Source organism: Streptomyces sp. XY431, assembly GCF_001279805.1.
GTDB lineage: Bacteria > Actinomycetota > Actinomycetes > Streptomycetales > Streptomycetaceae > Kitasatospora > Kitasatospora purpeofusca.
Genome location: NZ_LGDO01000494.1, coordinates 1 through 19,444, shown reverse-complemented (window position 1 = coordinate 19,444; position 19,444 = coordinate 1). Strand labels below are relative to the sequence as shown.

General features: G+C 72.0%; 19 protein-coding genes and 2 pseudogenes. 12 read left to right on the top strand and 9 right to left on the bottom strand.

Going from position 1 to position 19,444, the window contains the following annotated elements; genetic code table 11:
• The first annotated feature begins 7 nt into the window (after positions 1 to 7).
• Entirely contained in the window at positions 8 to 1,303 is a 1,296-nt protein-coding gene (locus ADK60_RS34345; protein WP_079008927.1) for a nitric oxide synthase oxygenase, read from the top strand.
• A gap of 77 nt (positions 1,304 to 1,380) precedes the next feature.
• Here ADK60_RS34345 and ADK60_RS34340 read toward each other — a convergent pair.
• A pseudogene (locus tag ADK60_RS34340) lies at positions 1,381 to 2,007 on the bottom strand (TetR/AcrR family transcriptional regulator); the annotation flags it as partial.
• A 206-nt stretch (positions 2,008 to 2,213) separates the two neighbouring features.
• On the opposite strand from ADK60_RS34340, the gene ADK60_RS34335 reads away from it, so the two are divergent.
• The 4 genes from ADK60_RS34335 (at position 2,214) to ADK60_RS34320 (ending at position 7,037) form a co-directional block, all read left to right on the top strand.
• On the top strand, positions 2,214 to 3,368 hold the full coding sequence (locus ADK60_RS34335; protein WP_053650825.1) for an acyl-CoA dehydrogenase family protein: 1,155 nt from the start codon (positions 2,214 to 2,216) through the stop codon (positions 3,366 to 3,368).
• A 90-nt stretch (positions 3,369 to 3,458) separates the two neighbouring features.
• Positions 3,459 to 4,646, top strand: coding sequence for a thiolase family protein (locus ADK60_RS34330; protein ID WP_053650824.1), 1,188 nt, complete (start codon positions 3,459 to 3,461; stop codon positions 4,644 to 4,646).
• 45 nt (positions 4,647 to 4,691) lie between these two features.
• Positions 4,692 to 5,450: a beta-ketoacyl-ACP reductase gene (locus ADK60_RS34325; RefSeq protein ID WP_053650823.1), complete on the top strand. Its 759-nt coding sequence runs from the start codon at positions 4,692 to 4,694 to the stop codon at positions 5,448 to 5,450.
• 204 nt (positions 5,451 to 5,654) lie between these two features.
• Positions 5,655 to 7,037, top strand: a complete 1,383-nt coding sequence (locus ADK60_RS34320; protein ID WP_053650822.1) for a S53 family peptidase — start codon at positions 5,655 to 5,657, stop codon at positions 7,035 to 7,037.
• A gap of 63 nt (positions 7,038 to 7,100) precedes the next feature.
• Here ADK60_RS34320 and ADK60_RS34315 read toward each other — a convergent pair whose 3' ends face one another.
• The 3 genes from ADK60_RS34315 to ADK60_RS34305 are packed head-to-tail and all read right to left on the bottom strand — an operon-like array spanning position 7,101 to position 8,394.
• Entirely contained in the window at positions 7,101 to 7,334 is a 234-nt protein-coding gene (locus ADK60_RS34315) for a DUF397 domain-containing protein (RefSeq protein ID WP_053650821.1), read from the bottom strand.
• The gene (locus ADK60_RS34310; protein WP_053650820.1) at positions 7,331 to 7,516 is read right to left on the bottom strand and encodes a DUF397 domain-containing protein; all 186 of its coding nucleotides are present in this window, start codon (positions 7,514 to 7,516) and stop codon (positions 7,331 to 7,333) included. Before ADK60_RS34310 ends, ADK60_RS34315 begins: the two co-directional genes overlap by 4 nt.
• A complete protein-coding gene (locus ADK60_RS34305; protein WP_053650819.1) occupies positions 7,513 to 8,394 on the bottom strand; it encodes a helix-turn-helix domain-containing protein in 882 nt (293 codons plus the stop codon). Before ADK60_RS34305 ends, ADK60_RS34310 begins: the two co-directional genes overlap by 4 nt.
• 505 nt (positions 8,395 to 8,899) lie before the next feature.
• Here ADK60_RS34305 and ADK60_RS34300 point away from each other — a divergent pair.
• The 3 genes and pseudogenes from ADK60_RS34300 to ADK60_RS34295 all read left to right on the top strand — a co-directional run bounded on the left by ADK60_RS34300 (position 8,900) and on the right by ADK60_RS34295 (position 10,475).
• Positions 8,900 to 9,445, top strand: coding sequence for a DUF6879 family protein (locus ADK60_RS34300; protein ID WP_079008925.1), 546 nt, complete (start codon positions 8,900 to 8,902; stop codon positions 9,443 to 9,445).
• 25 nt (positions 9,446 to 9,470) lie between these two features.
• Positions 9,471 to 9,848, top strand: a pseudogene (locus tag ADK60_RS44130) (transposase family protein); the annotation flags it as partial.
• A gap of 120 nt (positions 9,849 to 9,968) precedes the next feature.
• The gene (locus ADK60_RS34295) at positions 9,969 to 10,475 is read left to right on the top strand and encodes a DUF6624 domain-containing protein (RefSeq protein WP_053650818.1); all 507 of its coding nucleotides are present in this window, start codon (positions 9,969 to 9,971) and stop codon (positions 10,473 to 10,475) included.
• Positions 10,476 to 10,952: 477 nt separating this feature from the next.
• Here the strand turns inward: ADK60_RS34295 and ADK60_RS34290 are convergent, their stop codons facing one another.
• Positions 10,953 to 11,711: a DeoR/GlpR family DNA-binding transcription regulator gene (locus ADK60_RS34290; protein WP_053650817.1), complete on the bottom strand. Its 759-nt coding sequence runs from the start codon at positions 11,709 to 11,711 to the stop codon at positions 10,953 to 10,955.
• Positions 11,712 to 11,760: 49 nt separating this feature from the next.
• Between ADK60_RS34290 and ADK60_RS34285 the strand changes: the two genes are divergently transcribed.
• Complete coding sequence (locus ADK60_RS34285; protein WP_053650816.1) at positions 11,761 to 12,144, top strand: NUDIX hydrolase; 384 nt, start codon at positions 11,761 to 11,763, stop codon at positions 12,142 to 12,144.
• Positions 12,141 to 12,815, top strand: coding sequence for an NUDIX domain-containing protein (locus ADK60_RS34280; RefSeq protein ID WP_053650815.1), 675 nt, complete (start codon positions 12,141 to 12,143; stop codon positions 12,813 to 12,815). The genes ADK60_RS34285 and ADK60_RS34280 overlap by 4 nt, the downstream gene beginning before the upstream one ends.
• Positions 12,816 to 12,848: 33 nt before the next feature.
• On the opposite strand, the gene ADK60_RS34275 is transcribed toward ADK60_RS34280, so the two are convergent.
• Positions 12,849 to 13,751: a LysR family transcriptional regulator gene (locus ADK60_RS34275; RefSeq protein ID WP_053650814.1), complete on the bottom strand. Its 903-nt coding sequence runs from the start codon at positions 13,749 to 13,751 to the stop codon at positions 12,849 to 12,851.
• A 133-nt stretch (positions 13,752 to 13,884) separates the two neighbouring features.
• Between ADK60_RS34275 and ADK60_RS34270 the strand changes: the two genes are divergently transcribed.
• Together ADK60_RS34270 and ADK60_RS34265 are read left to right on the top strand one after the other, a co-directional pair.
• Positions 13,885 to 14,178, top strand: a complete 294-nt coding sequence (locus tag ADK60_RS34270) for a DUF1330 domain-containing protein (protein ID WP_030392098.1) — start codon at positions 13,885 to 13,887, stop codon at positions 14,176 to 14,178.
• A gap of 176 nt (positions 14,179 to 14,354) precedes the next feature.
• The gene (locus ADK60_RS34265; protein WP_053650813.1) at positions 14,355 to 14,843 is read left to right on the top strand and encodes a hypothetical protein; all 489 of its coding nucleotides are present in this window, start codon (positions 14,355 to 14,357) and stop codon (positions 14,841 to 14,843) included.
• Between the two features lie 114 nt (positions 14,844 to 14,957).
• On the opposite strand, the gene ADK60_RS34260 is transcribed toward ADK60_RS34265, so the two are convergent.
• From ADK60_RS34260 to ADK60_RS34250, 3 genes are all read right to left on the bottom strand, one after another.
• Positions 14,958 to 16,127 carry a DUF6183 family protein gene (locus tag ADK60_RS34260; protein WP_053650812.1) on the bottom strand — a complete coding sequence of 390 codons (1,170 nt, stop codon included), beginning with the start codon at positions 16,125 to 16,127 and terminating at the stop codon, positions 14,958 to 14,960.
• A 269-nt stretch (positions 16,128 to 16,396) separates the two neighbouring features.
• Positions 16,397 to 17,059 carry a hypothetical protein gene (locus tag ADK60_RS34255; RefSeq protein WP_234371431.1) on the bottom strand — a complete coding sequence of 221 codons (663 nt, stop codon included), beginning with the start codon at positions 17,057 to 17,059 and terminating at the stop codon, positions 16,397 to 16,399.
• A 209-nt stretch (positions 17,060 to 17,268) separates the two neighbouring features.
• On the bottom strand, positions 17,269 to 19,251 hold the full coding sequence (locus tag ADK60_RS34250) for a hypothetical protein (protein WP_053650811.1): 1,983 nt from the start codon (positions 19,249 to 19,251) through the stop codon (positions 17,269 to 17,271).
• Positions 19,252 to 19,444 lie beyond the last annotated feature (193 nt).

The following is a 19,444-nucleotide window of genomic DNA, read 5'->3' as shown; positions in this document are numbered from 1 at the left end:
AGGAGGGATGTCCTTGATCTTCGACCGGCTACGCACCCGCAGCATTCGCGGCGACCGCGGTGACCGAACCGACCGCGGCGACCGAACCGACCGCGGCCCGCGGCGGGTCACCGCCGCACCCGTCGGCGCCTGCCCCTATTCGCACGGCCACGTCCACGGCCACCTGGTGCCCGAGGAACCCCCGGGCACCGCCGCCCCGGAACCGGCCGACGACGACCACTTCACCGACCCCCGGCAGGCGGCCGAGTTCGTCCGGCAGTTCCACCGCGAGCAACCCGCCGCCGGCGACGCCGCCGCCCGGGTCCGCGCCGTGCTCGACGAGATCGACCGCACCGGCACCTACGAGCACACCCCCGCCGAACTCGCCCACGGCGCCCGGCTCGCCTGGCGCAACGCCGCCCGCTGCATCGGCCGGCTGTACTGGCGCAGCCTGGTGGTCCGCGACCTGCGGCACCTCTCCTCCGCCGACGACATCGCCGCCGAGTGCTTCGACCACCTGCGCACCGCCACCAACGGCGGGCGGATCCGCCCGGTGGTCTCGGTGTTCGCCCCCGACCGGCCGGGCCGCCCGGCCGCCCGGATCGTCAACCAGCAGCTGATCCGCTACGCCGGGCACCCCGGCCCGGACGGCGGCTGGACCGGTGACCCGGCCGGTGCGCAGCTCGCCGCCCGGGCCCGCGACCTCGGCTGGAAGTGCGGCGAGGAGCCCTTCGAGGTGCTGCCGCTGCTCGTCCAGGAGCGGCCCGGTGAGCGGCCCGAATGGTACGAACTGCCGGAGGACACCACCCTGGAGGTCCGGCTCTCGCACCCCGAGCACCCGTGGTTCGCCGAGCTCGGCCTGCGCTGGTACGCGGTACCGGCGATCAGCGACATGACGCTGGAGATCGGCGGCGTCCGCTACCCGACCGCGCCGTTCAACGGCTGGTACATGGGCACCGAGATCGGCGCCCGCAACCTGGCCGACGCCGACCGCTACGCGATGCTGGCCACCGTCGCCGAGCGGCTCGGCCTGGACACCTCCCACGAGCGCACCCTCTGGCGGGACCGCGCGCTGGTGGAGCTGAACGTCGCGGTGCTGCACTCCTTCCAGGAGGCCGGGGTGACGATCGCCGACCACCACACCGAGTCGGAGCGCTTCCTCAAGCACGTCGCGCAGGAGAAGCGGCTCGGGCGGCCGACGCCCGCCGACTGGAGCTGGATCGTGCCGCCGGTCTCGGGCGGGCTGACGCCCGTCTACCACCGGTACTACGACCCGGTGGACCCCGAGCTGCGGCCGGCGTTCGTGGCCCGCGAGCCCTGGTGACCGGTCTGCTCCAGCCGTTGGCCACCGGTCGGCGAACCCTGCTGACCGGCCTGCGAGCCCTGGTGACCGGCGGATCCCAGTCGTTCGAAGCGCAGCTCCAACCCGTCGAGCAGCGCCTCCAGCCCCGTCTCGAAGGCGCCCTCGTCCACGGCCGTCCGGTGCTCGGCCAGCCGGTGCGCCTCGCCGAGGTGGGGGTAGTCGGCCGCGTCGTACAGCCCGGCGTCCTCCGGGAAGCCGGCCGCGAAGGAGGCCAGGGCGGAGCCGGTGACGAAGTAGCGCATCAGCGCGCCGATCCTGGTCGCCTGCCCGCGCGGCCAGCCCGCCTCGACCAGGCAGCCGAAGACGGCGTCCGCCAGCCGCAGCGCGTTCGGCCGGCGCCCGGGGCCCTGGGCCAGCACCGGGACGATGTTGGGGTGGGCGGCGAGCGCGGCCCGGTAGGAGCGGGCCCAGGCCCGCAGCGCCTCCGGCCAGGGCGCGCCGGTGCCGAACATCGACAGGTCGACTTCCCCGATCACCCCGTCCACGACCGCGTCCAGCAGTTCGTCCTTGGTGGCGAAGTGGTTGTAGAGGGACGGCCCGCTCACCGAGAGCTCGCCGGCCAGGCGGCGGGTGGAGAGCGCGGCCAGGCCCTCCTGGTCGACCAGCCGCAGCGCGGCGCCGACGATGCGCTCGCGGTTGAGCAGGGGGGTGCGCGGGCGGGGCATCGGCGCGGCTCCTCCGGTGGGTGTTCGCGGTCGGGTGGGTGTTCGCGGTCGGGTGGGTGCGTCCGGCCCGACCGGTTCGTCCGGTCGGGTGGGCTCGGTGCGGGGCGGGCCCGATTCTGACAGGTCCCCCTTCCCAGGAGGCCTCGCCCGGGGCTACAGTCCCGGTAAAACTTGCAGCGCTAGTTTAACCGGATTGGTCGCTCGCCATGGATCTGGAGCTCTCCGAGGAACAGGCCGCCGTCCGCGAGCTCGCGGCCTCCTTCACGGACCGCGAGATCGCCCCGCACGCCGCCGCCTGGGACCGCGCCGAGTCGGTGGACCGCGCGATCATCGGCCGGCTGGGCAAGCTCGGCTTCCTCGGGCTGACCCTCCCCGAGGAGTACGGCGGCAGCGGCGGCGACCACCTCGCCTACTGCCTCGTCCTGGAGGAACTCGGCCGGGGCGACTCCGCCGTGCGCGGCATCGTCTCCGTCTCGCTCGGCCTGGTCGCCAAGTCCGTCAACGCCTTCGGCACCGAGGAGCAGAAGCGCCACTGGCTGCCCCGGCTCACCTCCGGCGAGGCGCTCGGCTGCTTCGCCCTCACCGAGCCCGGCACCGGGTCCGACGCCGCCAACCTCACCACCCGGGCCGTCCGCGACGACGACCGGGGCGACTGGCTGCTCAGCGGCACCAAGACCTTCATCACCAATGGCACCTGGGCCGACGTCGCCCTCGTCTTCGCCCGCACCGGCGAGCCCGGCCACCGCGGCATCACCGCCTTCCTCGTCCCCACCGACCTGCCCGGCTTCACCCGCACCGAGATCCACGGCAAGCTCGGCCTGCGCGGCCAGGCCACCGCCGAACTCGCCTTCGACGCCGTCCGGGTGCCCGACAGCGCCCGGCTCGGCGAGGTCGGCAAGGGCTTCACCGTCGCCATGGCCGCCCTCGCCAAGGGCCGGATGTCCGTCGCCGCCGGCTGCGTCGGCATCGCCCGGGCCTGCCTCGACGCCGCCGTCCGGTACGCCGGCGAACGCGAGCAGTTCGGCGTGCCGATCGCCTCGCACCAGCTGGTGCAGCAGCTGCTCGCCGGGATCGCCGTGGACGTCGAGGCCGCCCGGCTGCTCACCTGGAAGGTCGCCGACCACATCGACCGCGGCCTGCCGTTCGCCACCGAGTCCTCCGTCGCCAAGCTCTTCGCCAGCGAGGCGGCGGTGCGGGCCGCCAACAACGCACTCCAGGTGTTCGGCGGCTACGGCTTCATCGACGAGTACCCCGTCGGCAAGTACCTGCGCGACGCGCGGGTGATGACCCTCTACGAGGGCACCAGCCAGATCCACCAACTGCTCATCGGGCGCGCGCTCACCGGCGTCAACGCCTTCTGACACCCACGCCCTCCGACCTTTACGCCTTCTGACACCCCAGCGGGGACACCCCTCCCCCACCACCACCCTCCCAGAAGGAGATCCGCCGTCGTGCGTCCCGTCTACTTCGCCGCGGCCCGCCGCACACCCATCGGCCGGCTGCGCGGAGCGTTCGCCGCGGTCCGCCCGGACGACCTCTCGGCCACCGTGCTGCGCGCCCTGCTCACCGACCTGCCCACCCTCGACCCGGCCCGGATCGACGACGTCTACTGGGGCGCCGCCAACCAGGCCGGCGAGGACAACCGCAACGCGGCCCGGATGGCCGTCCTGCTCGCCGGACTGCCCGACAGCGTGCCCGGCGCCACCGTCAACCGGCTCTGCGCCTCCGGCCTGGAGGCGGTCACCATGGCCGCCCGGGCGATCGGCTCCGGCGAGGCGGACGTGGTGCTGGCCGGCGGCTGCGAGTCGATGACCCGCGCCCCCTTCGTCCTGCCCCGCCCCGACGAGGCGCTGCCGCACCGGATGGAGACCTTCGACACCCGGCTCGGCTGGCGGCTCACCAACCCGCGGATGGCCGAACTCCACGGCGTGCTCTCGATGGGCGAGACCGCCGAGGAGGTGGCCGGCCGGTACGGCATCACCCGGGAGCGGCAGGACGCGTTCGCGCTGCGCAGCCACCAGCTGGCCGCCGCCGCGCGCAAGGACGGCCACTTCGACGCCGAGCTGATCCCGGTCGAGCGCGCCGACGGGGTGACCGTCGACCAGGACGAGTCGATCCGCGAGGACACCAGCCTGGAGAAGCTCGCCCGGCTCAAGCCCGCCTTCCGCCCCGAGGGCACGGTGACGGCGGGCAACGCCTCGCCGATGAACGACGGCGCGGCCGGGCTGGTCCTGGTCAGCGAGGAGGCGCTCGGCGAGTTCGGCCTGGAGCCGCTCGGCCGGTACGTGGCCGGGGCCTCGGCGGGCGTGCACCCGGACGTGATGGGCATCGGACCGGTCCCGGCCACCCGCAAGGTGCTCGCCCGGGCCGGCTGGACGCTGGCGGACGTCGCGGAGGCCGAGCTGAACGAGGCGTTCGCGGCGCAGGTGCTGGCCTCGGTCGACCAGTTGGGGATCGACCCCGAGCTGGTCAACCCGACCGGTGGCGCGATCGCGCTCGGCCACCCGCTCGGCGGCTCCGGCGCCCGGATCCTCACCACCCTGCTGCACCGGATGCGCCGTACCGGCGGCCGCCGCGGCCTCGCCACCATGTGTGTGGGCGTCGGCCAGGGCACGGCGGTGCTGGTCGAGTCCGCCTGACGGCCCGAACTCCTTTTGTCCTTTCCACTCTTGAGGAGCAGCACCATGACGCGTTTCGCAGGCAAGGTCGCCGTCGTCACCGGCGGCGCGCAGGGCATCGGCGCCGCGACGGCGCGCCTGCTGGCCGAGGAGGGCGCGACGGTGGCCGTCGTCGACCTCTCGGCCGAACGGGCGGCCGGCACCGCCGAGGAGATCACCGCCAAGGGCGGCACGGCCCGGGCGTACGGCTGCGACGTGGCCGACTACGACGCCGTGGAGGCGGTGTTCGCCCGGATCGCCGAGGACCTCGGCGGTCTGCACATCCTGATCAACAACGCGGGCATCACCCGGGACAACCTGTTCTTCAAGATGCCCAAGGCCGACTGGGACGCCGTCCTGACGGTCAACCTCACCAGCGCCTACAACTGCAGCCACGTGGCGCAGAAGTACATGGTCGCGCAGAAGTGGGGCAAGATCGTCTCGCTCAGCTCGCGCTCCGCGCTGGGCAACCGGGGCCAGGCCAACTACGCCGCTGCCAAGGCCGGCATCCAGGGCCTGACCGCGACGCTCGCGATCGAGCTGGGCCCGTTCAACATCAATGTGAACGCCGTCGCCCCCGGCTACATCGCCACCCCGATGACCGCCGCGACGGCCGAGCGGGTCGGCTCCACCGCCGAGGACCACCAGGCCGAGGTGTCCGCCCGTACGCCGCTGCGGCGGGTCGGTCAGCCGGAGGAGGTCGCCTCGGTGGTCGCCTTCCTGGCGAGCGAGGAGGCTTCCTACGTCAGCGGCCAGACCCTGTACGTCAACGGCGGGGCGCGCTGACACGCCGGTGATGATCTGACGATATGTCAGGGAACCGTCCCCGGTGCTGGGTTACCTTCACCTGGGACGGTCTTGACCTTTTCCGGTGGCCGGTAACGACCATGCCGACAGTATGAAATGACTATGGCATGATCATGCGGCAGTCGATGGGATGGCCCAACCGACCCGACCGATCCCGGCCGGGCCCACGTCCCAAGGAGTCCCATGGGCAGCCCCCGCACCCTCCGCCGCGCCCTGGCCCTGCTCGCCGTCGGGGCCACCGCCCTCACGGCCGGCACCGTCTCCACCGGCTCCGTCGCCTCCCTCGCCGCGGGCACCACCACCGCGGGCACGCCGACCGCCGCCGGCGTCCACGTCCGGCCCGCCTCGGCCGGCCATGTCAACGCCCTCGGCCGGACCGCGCCGCTGTCCACCTCGGACTGCGTCAGCCAGCTCGGCATCCACTGCTACTCCCCGCTCCAGTACCGCGAGGCCTACAACCTGAACTCCCTCTACAAGGAGGGCGTCACCGGCAAGGGCCGCACCATCGTCATCGTCGACTCCTTCGGCTCGCCGACCATCCAGCACGACCTGGAGGTCTTCGACAAGCAGTGGGGCATCCCGGACACCCAGGTCGAGATCATGAAGTGGGGCAACGTCCCGCCCTTCGACCCCACCAACCCCGACCACACCGGCTGGGCCGGCGAGTCCACCCTGGACGTCGAGTACGCGCACGCCGTCGCCCCGGACGCCCACATCATCCTGGTCGAGACCGGCGTCGCCGAGACCGAGGGCACCACCGGCCTGCCCGAGATGATGGACGCCGAGCAGGCGCTCATCCGCTCCGGCCGCGCCGACGTCATCTCGCAGAGCTTCGGCGCCACCGAGAACACCTTCCCCGGCTTCGACAAGGGCGACTTCAAGTCGCTCACCGACCTGCGCTACGCCTTCAAGGAGGCCGCCGCGCACGACGTCACCGTCCTCGCCTCCTCGGGCGACAACGGCGCCACCGACGCCCAGGAGAACGGCTCGGACCTCTACCCGTACAAGGTCAACTCCTGGCCGTCCTCGGACCCGCTGGTCACCTCCATCGGCGGCACCCAGATGACCCTGGACGACGCAGGGAAGCGCACCGCGCCGGACAAGGTCTGGCACGACGCCTACGGCGCGGGCGGCGGCGGCGTCTCCGGCGTGTTCGACCGGCCGCTCTACCAGACCGGCGTCGCCAAGGTCACCGGCAACCACCGCGGCACCCCGGACATCAGCATGAGCGCCGCCGTCGACGGCGGTGCCTGGACCTACGAGTCCTACGACCCCACCCGCGCCGGCTGGCACCTCACCGGCGGCACCAGCGAGGCCGCGCCGATCTTCTCCGGCGTCGTCGCCCTCGCCGACCAGCTCGCCGGCCACCGCCTCGGCCAGCTCAACTGGCGCCTCTACGGCCTGAACCTGCTCCCGAACCAGTGGAGCGGCATCACCGACGTGACCACCGGCGACAACTCCTGGGACACCGTCACCGGCTACCAGGCCGCCAAGGGCTACGACCTCGCCAGCGGCCTCGGCACCATCGACGCCGGCCGCTTCGTGCACGCGCTCGCGGGGCGGTAGTACCTGACCCAACGCGGCGCGGCCGTCCACCGATTGGCGGACGGCCGCGCTGTGCTGTGCCCGTCAGACCGACTGCGCGAACTCAACGAAGGAACGCCAGGCGGTCGGGGAGAAGGCCAGGCGGGGACCGGACTTGTCCTTGGAGTCACGCACCAGGACTGATTCCGTGGTCTCGGCGACCTCTACGCAGTCGCCGCCCTCGTTGCCGCTGTAGCTGCTCTTGAACCACACCTCGACGCAAGCGCCGCCCTCGCCACCACTGTGGCTGCTCTTGAACCACACCGGATCGCCGCTCATCGGACCGACCTCGCGAACTCGACGAACGAGCGCCAAGCATTCGGCGAAAAGGCCAGCTTCGGACCGGACTTGTCCTTCGAATCACGCACCAGGACCGTGTCAACTACCTCGGCGACCTCGACGCAGTTGCCACCCTCGCCGCCGCTGTGGCTGCTCTTGAACCACACCAGATCGCTGCTCATCGCTCTCCCAGCATCTTCTCGATCAAGGACAGGGAATCCTGCGGAGAGTGCGCCTGCGCCCTGAGGGTGCCGTACCGCACGTTCAGGAAACGGACTTCCTCCGCATCCGTGATGAGCCTACCGTTCGTCTGGACCTCCATGTAGCCGGTCTGCGGGCGCCTCTTCGGGGTGATCACGGTGAACGAACCGTCCATACCTGCATTCTCGGCCCGGTCCATCGGCATGATCTGAAGCGTCATACCACGGGTGTCTCCGATCTCCAGGAACCGTTCGAGCTGGCCTCTGTGCACCTCCGCCCCGCCGAGACGCCGATGCAGTACACCCTCGTCAATCACCCAGCTGAAGACCGCGCGGGGCCAACGGGCGAGGATTTCCTGCCGCGCCATCCGAGCTGCCACCCGGATCTCGACCGTCTCCTCCGCCAGCAACGGCTGTCGCATTCGAAACACCGCGCGGGCATACTCCTCAGTCTGGAGCAGCCCAGGCGCCAAGTAGGAACTCCACTCATGGAGTTCGAGAGCTTGTGACTCCAGGCTGGCGTAGTTCCGGAACCACTCCGGATGCCGCACCCGCGCCTTGGCCTTCGCCTTCTCGATGTCGTCCGCGGCGGCGATCAGCAGCCCCCTGCCGTCCAACAACCGCTCCGACGACTCCAGCAGCTCCCGCTGCGGCGTCCGCTTCCCCTGCTCCACCGCGCCGATCAGGCTCTCGGTGTAGCCGACCTCCTTCGCGAACTGCTTCTGCGTCAGCCCCGCGTGCTCACGCAGGACCTTGATCTGCTGGCCGATCGCATGCAGGAAGTCCGAGACCTCCGACAGGTCCTCGTCCAACTCCGGCCTCGCGTCGCCACTCTCGCCGCCGCCCCGAACCTCGGCCATCTCGGCCTCCCCTGGTCTCCGGTCACACTCACGTCGCACTGTCCGCATCTGCACGGGCACACACCGTGCCCACCGGACGCACCGTCAGCGTAGGCGTGCGGAAGTCCGTCCACCCCCGAACTCCGAACTCCTTCTCGACCCTCAGAGCCCGACAATCGCCCCACGCTCCCCTTCCAGCCCGAGGGGCGCACCACCTCCCATTCCTGTGCGAAACGTCCAACTCCCCTGCCACGAAAGAACGTCGACTCACCCAGACACCGCCACGAAGGCAGCACCACCACCAGGCGCACATGAGGGCGCAGCCCCGGGCCGCACCTCTCCCCCACCCCCGCACGCCGGGCGCGCACCACCCTGCTCCACCTCGGCCCGCTGGGGTCCGGAGGACATTCGAGAATCAGCGCCCGAGCCTGCCCACTCCCGTGTCGTCCTGGATCCCCGACCGACAGTGAGGGCAGCAACTGCGAGCCAACGACTGCGGTACGCCGGAGGCAACTCCCCGCGAGACGTGGACCGGGAGCCGACGCTGATCAGCTTCAACGAGTTCGACGGCGTGTTCGAGAACTTCGAGCACACGGCCTTCCGGCTGGAGACCCGCCGCAGGTACCGGTCCGACGAACAGACGGAGACCTACCGCCGGTTCACTGCCGGAAAGGCGCCGGGATGGGACCTGGAGGACCCTTGGTGCCTCTCGCGCCGCGAGCAGGTGGCTCGCGGCAAGCGGTTCGAGCGAGTGAGGATCATGGACAGCCCGCCCACTCCGGGACAGCGGTACCTGCTCGACAACGCCGGGCGAAACAGTGCCGTGGGCGAGGACATTCGCTGCCTCTGGCGCGCCGACGCCGATCACCTCGGCCTTCCGCAGGAAGACACCTGGCTCTTCGACTCGCGGGTCATCGCCCTGTTGCACTTCGACTCCGACGACGATCTGACCGGCGTGGAGCTGATCACCGACCCGGTTCAGGTGGCTCGTGCCTGCCAGGTACGCGACGCTGCCTGGCACTTCGCCACCACGTACCGGGCGTTCCTCACCGAGGTACCGTCCGACGTCTGAGCCGACCCGACGATCCCTCTACCGGTGGCAGCGGCCGCAGTGCGATCTGCAGGCCGTGCCGGCCGTCGCCGACACTCAGGGGCGGGTGGACTTGAGCATGGTCAGCATCGACTCGACCTCATGCCGTGCTCACCAGCACGCAGCCGGGGCTCCGCACAAAGCACCCCGGGTCCCGAGAAAAAGATCAACGCCTCGGCAGCACCGCCCAGATGAGGGACCCGGGCGCTCCCGGGGCGATCTGACGAGCAAAGTCCATCTGGCCGGGGAGCGCCGCAATGAGGTCGAGCGCACGATCAATCGCTTGAAGCACTTCCGCGCCGTTGCGACGCGCTTCGACAAACAGACCCACGTCTTCCACGGGACTGTCAGCGTTGCGTCGATCCGGCTCTGGCTCTGTGAGTAGATCAAGTATCCCAAGATCCGGGCGTGTCTGTCACCGTCCTGCGGGAGGAGATTTTGTCGTGGTTTGCACACCTAAGGTTGCGGATGACCAGCGAGAAATTCGATCTGACTTGGAGTCGGGATGGCATCTGACGTTGCCGCAGTGGCTGCGGAGCTCAACATGATGGTCACGGCCGATCACCAGGCCGCGCGCAATGCGAACAGCGACGACCCGGTGGAGCAGTTGGCCTGGCGGCGCTTGACCGCGCAGCACGCGGACCGTCTCAGCGAGATCATGGACTTGCACGGATGGCCGACCGCGGAACTGGTCGGTGCGGAAGCGGCCCGGGCCGCGTGGCTGATCGCGCAACATGCCGACCGGCAGCTCGACGTTCAGCGGCGCGCGTTGCGACTGATGGAGCTGGCGGTGACCGACGGCACCGCCAGCCCGCGAGATCTTGCCTTCCTACGGGATCGCACGCTGGTGAACGAGGGGCGGGAGCAGATCTACGGCACGCAGATCGCCGGCGTGAGGGACGGCTCGCCGATCCCGTGGCCCTGCGAGGAACCCGAGCACATGGACGAGCGCCGTGCAGAGGTGGGAATCCCACCCTTCGCCGAGTACATCGCTCAGTTCTCCATCGCCTGACGCCCTGGAAACCGGCGGATCACGCTGACGCCTGGTCCGCCGGACAGGCCCCAGTGCTGCATCGGACATTCTCTGCCCGATGGCAAGGGATTGCCCCGAGGGCTGGTGGGAGAGTTCGGGACACATGCTTCGCAATGGAACACACAACCCAGATCCCCTTCCCGCCCATGAGGTCGCCAAGGTTCTGGGGATGTCCGCAGCGGACGTCAGGGTCATTGTCGGACTCGACGACGGCAGTGCGCAGTAACTGCCAGGCGTGGCACCACGATCCGGAGTCGGCACGCCTTCGAACGACGCCCGCCTTGGTGATCAACAGTGCGGAGGTAGTTGTCGGCGGCGCTGCCCTCGGACCGTGGAGCGGTCGCCGGGGCCGTGGTCGGAGTGGGAAGTCGGGCGGTCCGACTTCCCACTCCCGATGCCACCGACCACCCCGGAGCGGGCAACGACACACGTCCGCCAGCAGGTGCACACCAGGGGTCAGTCGGCCGGCAGGACTTCCACTCCGAGCGCCTTGAGTTCCTCGACGACTGCGTCATGGGGGTCGGCGTCGGTGATCAGTCCGCTGACCTTCTCCCAGGGCAGGACGCGGAACCGCGAGGCGGTACCGATCTTCTCGGAGGAGGCGAGGATGTAGGTGTCCGCCGCCCGTGCGGCCAGGGCGCGCTTCATCGCGGCCTCCTCGGCGTCGGCGGTGGTCAGCCCCGCTTCGGGGTGCACTCCGGTGACGCCGAGCAGGCAGAGGTCGGCGGAGACCTGCTGCGCGGCCTCGACCGCGGCGGCGCCGCAGGCGACCGCCGAGTGCTTGAAGATCCGGCCTCCGAGCAGGAAGAGCTCCGCCTGCGGGTGGTCGAGCAGGGCTGCGGCGATCGTCGGGCTGTGGGTGATCACGGTGCAGGCCAGGTCCTGCGGGAGTGCCCGGGCGACCGCGAGGGCGGTGGTGCCGCCGTCGAGGATCAGCGTGCCACCCGGGGGCACCAGGGCGGCGGCCACGGCGGCGACCTTCCGCTTGCCGTCCGGGGCCACACCCTGCCGGGCGGCGTAGTCCACCACCGCCGGTGAGGCGGGAAGCGCGCCGCCGTAGACCCGCTGGCACAGTCCGTCCGCGGCGAGGTCGCGCAGGTCGCGTCGCACGCTGTCCTCGGAGATTCCCAGCTCGGCGGCGACGTCCTTGGCGACGATCTTGCCCTCTCGGGCCAGCAGGCCCAGCAGGTGTTCACGCCGTTCAGCAGCCAGCATCCGCATTCTCTCCTGTTCTTGCACGTTTCTGCATGTATCGTAGCGCTCCATGACCGACAAGCCCATGCTCGTCCTGATCGCCGGTCCCTACCGCTCCGGCACCGACGGCGACCCGCAGGCCATGGCCGCCAACCTCGCCCGCCTCGAAGCCGCCGCCTGGCCCGTCTTCGCCACCGGCCACCTGCCCGTGATCGGCGAGTGGATAGCCCTGCCCGTCCTGCGCTCCGCCGGCGCGGGCCCCACCGACCCCCTCGCCGACCAAGTGCTCCACCCGACCGCCGACCGTCTGCTCGCACACTGCGACGCCGTGCTGCGCCTGCCCGGCGACTCGGTCGGAGCCGACCAGGACGTCGCCACCGCCCGCCGCCTCGGCCTGCCCGTCTACCGCGACGTGACCGAGATCCCCCGCCGCGCCCCGCAGGAGACCACGTGACCGGCCGCCCCGGCATCGACGCCCCCGACCACCGCGGCCGCACCGGCCTCGACCGGGCCGGACACGGCCTGAACCGCAACCCCGACATCCGGGTCCGCGAGGTCGAGCTCACCTCCCAGGGCTGGCACGTCCTGCGGCGCACCACCTTCGACTACCGCCGCCGCGACGGACGCTGGGAGACCCAGCAGCGCGAGACCTACGACCGCGGCAACGGCGCCGTCGTCCTGCCCTACGACACCGGACGCGGCTGTGTCCTGCTCACCCGCCAGTTCCGCTACCCGGCGTACGTCAACGGCCACCCCGACGGCATGCTCGTCGAAGCCGCCGCGGGCCTGCTCGACGCGGACGACCCGCCCGCCGCCGTCCGACGCGAGAGCGCCGAGGAGCTCGGCGTCACCCTCGGACCGCTCACCCACGTCCTCGACGCCTACATGAGCCCCGGCTCCGTCACCGAACGCCTCCACTTCTTCGCCGCCCCCTACACACCGGCCGACCGGACCGGTCCCGGCGGCGGACTCGAGGAGGACGGCGAGGACATCGAAGTCCTCGAACTGCCCTTCGCCCAGGCCCTCGCCATGACCCGCGACGGACGCATCACCGACGGGAAGACGATCCTGCTGCTGCAGTGGGCGGCCCTGGACGGACCCTTCGCTCCGGCGGGCGACCACTGACAGCTCCACAGCTCCCGCTCGGCCCCTGGCGCGTCAGCCCGGCAGCCAGTGCAGCTCGTGCGCCAGGGCTTCGGCGACGGCACGGATGCGGCGGTGCAGCGGCGACTGCTCCTGCGGGAGGACCAGGTGGATCGTCAGGCCGGGCGCGCCTCGCAGTGGTCGCCAGGTGAGACCGGCCGGTTGTGCCGTGAGCGCGGCCTCTCCGGCCGGGGCGAGGGTGACCCCGTCGCGCAGGTCGCGCTGGGACATGTCGAACGAGACGGCGGGCGTGTGGAGCCGGGGGTGCGGTCGGATGTCCCGGAACAGCGCGGACAGCTGATCGTGGACCACGGGGTTGGCCGCACGGTCCGGGAGTCGCAGCGGATACGCGGCCGCGTCGGCGATCTCGATCTCCGGCTGTTCGGCCAGCGGATGGTGCTGCGCCAGCTGGACCCCGACCCGCAGACGCCGCAGCAGGAGCCGGCGCACGCCACGGCCCGGCTGTTCACCGCGGGTGATCCCGGCATCGATGCGGCCGTCGGCGACCGCGGGGGAGATCTCCGGTGTCGCCATCGGGACCGCGCCGACCTCGAGTCCGCTGTTGCCGTGGATCAGCCTGTCCACCAGGGCCGGTGCCGTCCCGGCCCCGGTGCTGAGGCTGTATCCGATGCGCAGCGTGCCCAGTTCACCGGCCGCCGCGCTCCGGGCGGTGTCCCATGCCCGGTCCAGCGCCGCCAGTGCGGACGGCGCGGACTCCGCCAGAGCCGCACCGGCCGTGGTCAATTCGACGCTGCGCGTGTTGCGGACCAGCAGGGCCGTACCGAGTTCCGACTCCAACCGGCGCATCCGGGCGCTGAGTGCGGGCTGTGCGACACCGATCCGTGCGGCCGCCCGGGTGAAGTTCAACTCCTTTGCCAGCACCAGGAAGTACCGCAGGCTCACGGTGTCCGGCGCCAACGTGGCCTCCCCGCCGATTGATAACGATCCGTTCTGAGGCTATCCCGAACCGGTCTTTCCCTCGGCCGCACATCAAGCCCTAGCCTGCGGACATGACGAGTCGGACGTGTCCGGCCGAACACAGGAGGTTTCCGTGGCCAAGGGCTACTGGGTCAGTGTCTACCCCGCCATCTCCGACCCCGAGGGGCTGACCGCCTACGACAAACTGGCCCGCCCGGCCGTCCTGGCCGCCGGCGGGCGCGTCCTGTCCCGTGGCAGTCGGGTCCTCGCCCACGAGGCCGGAATCACGCAGCGTGCCGTTCTGGTCGAGTTCGACAGCTTCGACCAGGCCGTCGCGGCATACGAGAGCGAGGAATACCGGAAGGCACTGGCGGCCCTCCCCGACGGCTACGAGCGTGACTTCCGCATCGTCGAAGGCACCGACTGACCGGCGGGACGGCCGACACATCATTGGGAAGTCGGCCGGTCCGACTTCCCACTCCGAGGGCCCGCCGGGCGGCGGCCGTCCGGGAAGACGGCCAGCACGCCGGCCCGCGCTCGAGGAGAACGTGCACCGCCCACCCCTTGCGAGTCGGGGACAAACCACCCTGGTTGGATAAAGCTATGAACAGCCACCAGGAATCAGGTCTCTCGAAGAGCGTCTGGAGCGATGCCGACTTCGAGGACATGGGCTGGCACGACGCCACCATTCACGGTCTGTACGTGCAGCAGACGGATGACATCCTGCCGCGGCTGCTGCTCGACCTCGACTACATCGTGCGCTGGGTCCACCCGGTGAAGCCGGCGAAGAGCTTCTCCTTCTGGACCGCCCCCGCGACGCTCGTTTTCGAGGAGGTCTGGGACCTCGAGGGCGACCTCGGGTTCAAGGGCACGCACCCGGAACTGGAGATCGCCGACATACACCGGCTGGTGCCGGACGACGGCAAGCAGGACTGGCCGCAATGGCACATCGAAGGCCACGCCTTCGACCTGAAGTTCCGCGCGTCGGGCTTCCGCCAGTACTTCCGGCAAGCCCCGCGGCTCACGCCGGGCCCGGTCCTGCCCGCCGCCGAGCGCGGCGGTTGCAGCTTCACCGAGGTCGGCTTCGGCTGAGCGGGTTCGTACCGCACCTTCGTGGAGCGTGAGCCGAAGGGGCACGGGCCGGTCCCTCGGGGATGCTGCCGGAGTGGGAAGTCGGGCGGTCCGACCTCCCACTCCGGAGCCCGGTCAGTCGGTCGTCGTCGCTGCCAGGACGGCCAGGCGGCGGCGGTCCTGGGACAGTGCCAGTACGCCCAGGTCCCAGACCACCCGGTGGAACCATGGAGTGTCGGCGCCGAAGCGGTACCAGGTGCAGGACCGGACGTGGGCCTCCACCGCGCTCGCCGGGGCGTCCGAGGGCGCCCCGGCGAGCGCGGCGAGGGAGCGCCAGGCGTGGAGCCGTCCGTAGGCGCCGTAGCAGCCCGAGTCGTACGCGCCGCCGGTGGAGGAGGCGGCGAACAGGAACCGCCAGACCTCGGCCGCTTCGACGGGGACCACCCCGAACGCGGTCTTCCGCCCGGGCTTCGGCAGCTCCCCCAGGTCCGTCAGGCAGTCCAGGCCCAGCGCGACGAGCGCACCGGGCAGGGCGTCGGGCTCCAGGGGCTCCGGGAAGGCGAAGGTCCGCGCCTCGACGCGGCCCTCCGGCTCCTCCGGGTGCTCGGCCCAGTTCGCCACCGCCGACGCCATGGCTCGGGCGGTGGCGACGGCCGTCGTCTCCATCGCCGCCACCGGCGCGGTTTCGAGCAGGGGTGCCGGGTGGCGCTCCTCCGGGTCAGGGTAGGGGAACCCGCAGTTGCTGCCGTCGACCGAGTAGGCCGGCAGATCCGGTTCCCGTTCCGGCTCCGCCGGCACCAGCGGCAGCGCGGCCAACGGGTGGTCGCGCCAGTGCGGGGAGGTCGCCCACGAGGCGATGCCCGGGGTCTCCGTCACCGGGACGCCCCGGAGCACCAGTTCGTGCAGCAGGCAGGCCCGCAACTCCTCGGAAGCAACGGCCTTCTCCTCGTACACCGCAGCGAGGTCGGCGGGCCGTTGGCAGGACGCCAGCAGCGAGGCCACGTAGCGGTCGTGCTCCGGATCGTCCGGCCTGCCCGCGGCGAGCAGCCGCAGCAGCTCGCCGATGTGCCCGGGGCCTCGGGTCACCGCCAGCAGGCGCACCAGGTAGTCGAAGAGGTCGTCGAACGCCGCCGATGCGTCGGAGCCGGCCGGCATCGAGCGGTGCCGCAGTGCCAGCCCGATGCCGAGGTCCGCCACGAAGGCCGCCCCGTCGCGCCGAAGCCGACGGCGGGCCGTCCGCTCCAGCATCCGGGCATTCCGGCTGGTCATCGGCAGGGTCAGGAGCTTCGTCAGCTGTTCGTCCACGGCGGAGGAGCATAGACGGCCGCCGTTCCGTGGACTCCGGGTTTTCCCTCGGCGTCGAACGGACAGACGGCCGCGGTCCGTCGGCACGCGGGCCGGGGGCGCCCACCGGCGGTGGTCGGCACGGGCCGGGTCCCCGGGTCTTCGGTCTCCGGGTCTCGGGTCCCCGGGTCTCGGGTCCCCCGGGTCTCCGGTCTCCGGTCTCCGGTCTCCGGTCTCCGGTCTCCGGTCTCCGGTCTCCGGTCTCCGGTCTCCGGTCTCCGGTCTCCGGGTCAGCCGAACTCGGGGAGGTCCGGCCTGCCCACCCGCAGCGGAAGGGGATTGTGCAGCCTGGCAACGTACCGCCGGTACGCCCGGGCCTCGGCCGAGGTGCCGTGGACGGCGTCGTGACGGTCGGGGAACACCGCGCCTCCCGCGTCCAGCGCGCTGGTCCTGGTCCCGAACTGGTTGCCCTGCAGGCGGCCGGTCACCAGGCTACGCCGGTGCCAGGGGATCAACCTGGACGACCGGCCGGTCGCCACCGGACCGCAGTTGACCTGGAACCACAGCTCGCGCCCGTTGCCGAACAGGACGACGCTCTCGCGGAGGTCGCGCACATCGGTGTACACGTCGAAGTCCCAGTCGCCGGCGGCTCCGCCCGCGGCGTGGTGCCCGCGGAGGCGATGCATGAACCGGGGCAGGTCGACGGTCGCGCCGAACGGGACCACCGCGTCGGCATAGGGCTCGCCGGCGATGAAGTGGATTCTGAACTCCAGGCCGTACAGACGCCCGTGGACCTTCCTCCGGACGTAGATCGAGAACGTGTCCGCATCGCCGTGGTTCCAGCGGTCCGCATCACGGATGCGCTCGCTCAGGTACTCGAACGACAGCGTCTCCCGATCGACCAACAGGCCGGGGATCCGGTCGGTCGAGCCGTGGAGCAGGTAGAGGCACATGAGGTCCACCGGATGGGTGTCGCGCGCCGTCCGCGTGAGGAATCCCTCGGAAAAACCGTCCCGCACTCGACTCCTCCAGCCTTCGCGCCCGCCACCGGCTCCAGGATCCCGCATCAGGAGCCGCTTGACCGCAGTCGTCATCGGGGCATGCGGCCGGTGGGCGCCGGCCGCCTGGACCAGGTGTCCGCAGACACCTGGCCGACCACTCGTCAGGACGGGTCGGAGCCGGTGGCGGCGAGGGTGGCGAGGTGGCGCTCGGCGGCGCGGAGTTTGCGGCCGTCGGGGCCCGGGAGGTGGGCGCGCAGTTCGATGATCTCCGGGGCGATCCGCAGGGCCTCGGCGCGGTCCGGGATCGCCCGCCAGCAGGCTTCCGCGTTGGTCGCCGCGTGCTGGGTCTCCGGGTGCTCGGGCCCCTCGCTGCGGAGCAGGGTCAGGGCGACCTCGCGGTAGATGCCGGCGGCCTCGGCCGTCCGGCCGGCGAGCCGGGACACGTGGGCGCGGACCTGCCGGACCTGGAGGACGGGGGCGGAGACCGGGCCGTGCTCGGCGATCGCCTCCAGTTCCAGGGCGAAGGCCAGATCGGTGGCGGCGGCGTGGTCGCCCGCGTCGGCGCTGCGGACGATCCGGCCGATCACCTCGCGGTAGTCGGCGCGGGGCTCGGAGCGGTCCGGCGCGGGGGCGGGTTCGGGGGCCGGGGCGGGCGAAGGTGCGGCCTCCGGCTCGGGCTCCTCGGTGGCGTCCTCGGGCTCGGTGTCCTCGGGCTCGGCCTCGGTGGGCGGCGCGTCCGCCGGGGTGGCGTCGGTGGGTTCCGGTTCCTCGACGGGCTCGGGCGCAATCTCGGGCTCGGGCACGACCTCGGCCTCGACCTCGACCTCAGGCTCCGCCGCCGGCTGCCAGGCACCCGCCTTCCGCAGGTCGACCGGGTGCGGCGGGAGCGGCGGGGTGGGCGGTACGCCGGGCTTGAGCAGGTTCACCGGCCCCTCGGACGGCCGCTCAGGGGCGGTAGTGACCGGGGCGGCGGCGGCCGGCTTGTCCAGGGTGACGGCCGGTCGGGGCCCCGGCACCGCGTCCTGCGGGACGGCGGCGTCCCGGGGCGACTCGCCCCAGGGCCGGTCGTCCCAGGTGACCTCGTCCGGCGCGGCCGGGCGGGGCAGGACGGCGGCCGGGCTCGGGGCCTCGTACGGGGCGTACTCGGTCGGTGCCCCCTCGCCGCGCCGCGCGGTGTTGCGGAAGAACGGGCGGTCCGGGGCGTGCGTGCTGACCACGATCACGTCCGGGCGGAGCACCGAGTAGACCTGGTGGCGCAGCTGTTCCGGCGCGAGGACGGCCTCGCCGCCCGGACGGCCGCCGTGCAGGGCCTCGATCAGGGCGCGGGTGAAGGTGCCGATCTGGTCCGGGTCGGGGCTGACCACCGCCCACAGCGGCAGTCCCTCGCTGAGCGACGCGAGGTCGCCCTGGAGCAGCGACCAGGCGTTCTGATCGGCGCTCAGGTCGGCGACGACCAGGGTCTGCCACTCGGCCGGGCGGTGCCGCAGCTCGCCGGCGATCGACTGCCAGGCGAGGCCGTCCTGACGGATGCTGCCGGGCTTGGAGTCGCGCAGGGTGAGGTGGAGCTGGCCGCCGCGCTTGTCGGCGAGCAGGTGGCCGCCGAAGTGGACGAGCAGCGGTCCGGGGTGGCGGGCGGCGGCGCGCAGGTGGGCGAGCACGGTGTGCGGGTCGCTGGCGCCGGGGAGGTGCACGGCGTCGACGGTGTCGGCGGCCAGCAGCACCTGCGGGGAGACGGCGGCGAGCATCGCGGACAGCACCGGGGCCTGGGCGGGGCCGCCACGGCCCCAGGTGCGGCGGCCGGAGGAGCCGTAGCCGCCCTCGACGACCAGGATCCGGCCGCGCGGGCCGCTGCCCAGGCCGCCGCCGATGCCGGGCAGGCCGTGCGCGGGGGTGGCGCCGGGGAGGGTGAACGGCAGCGGCGTCGCGCCGGCCGGGGCCGGGACGACGGGCGCGCCGCCCATGGCGGGCATGCCGGTGACGGTCCATCCGGTGGACGGCGCGGGCGGTCCGGCCACCGGGCCCGGGGCGGGCTGCGGGGCCGGGGGCTCGTAGAGCGCGGCCGGGCCGGGCGGGTGCTCGTCGTAGGCGTTGCGCGCGGACCTCGGCGGTACGGCGTCCTGGGGGCCGGGGCCGGCGTCCGTCACGGGGTCAGGACCTCCGGGGACCGCCGTAGTCTCCGCCATTTCCAGGTCACCGCCCCGCCCCGCCGCTGAGCGGCGTTCTGCTGCCTCGTACCCCGTGTGGCGCCTGTCACCACACATGGGCGCCACCCTACGAGATCGGGTGATGCCGGAGCCAGGCCGGGTGGGTGAACAGGGCTCCACGCCGGGGCTCCGC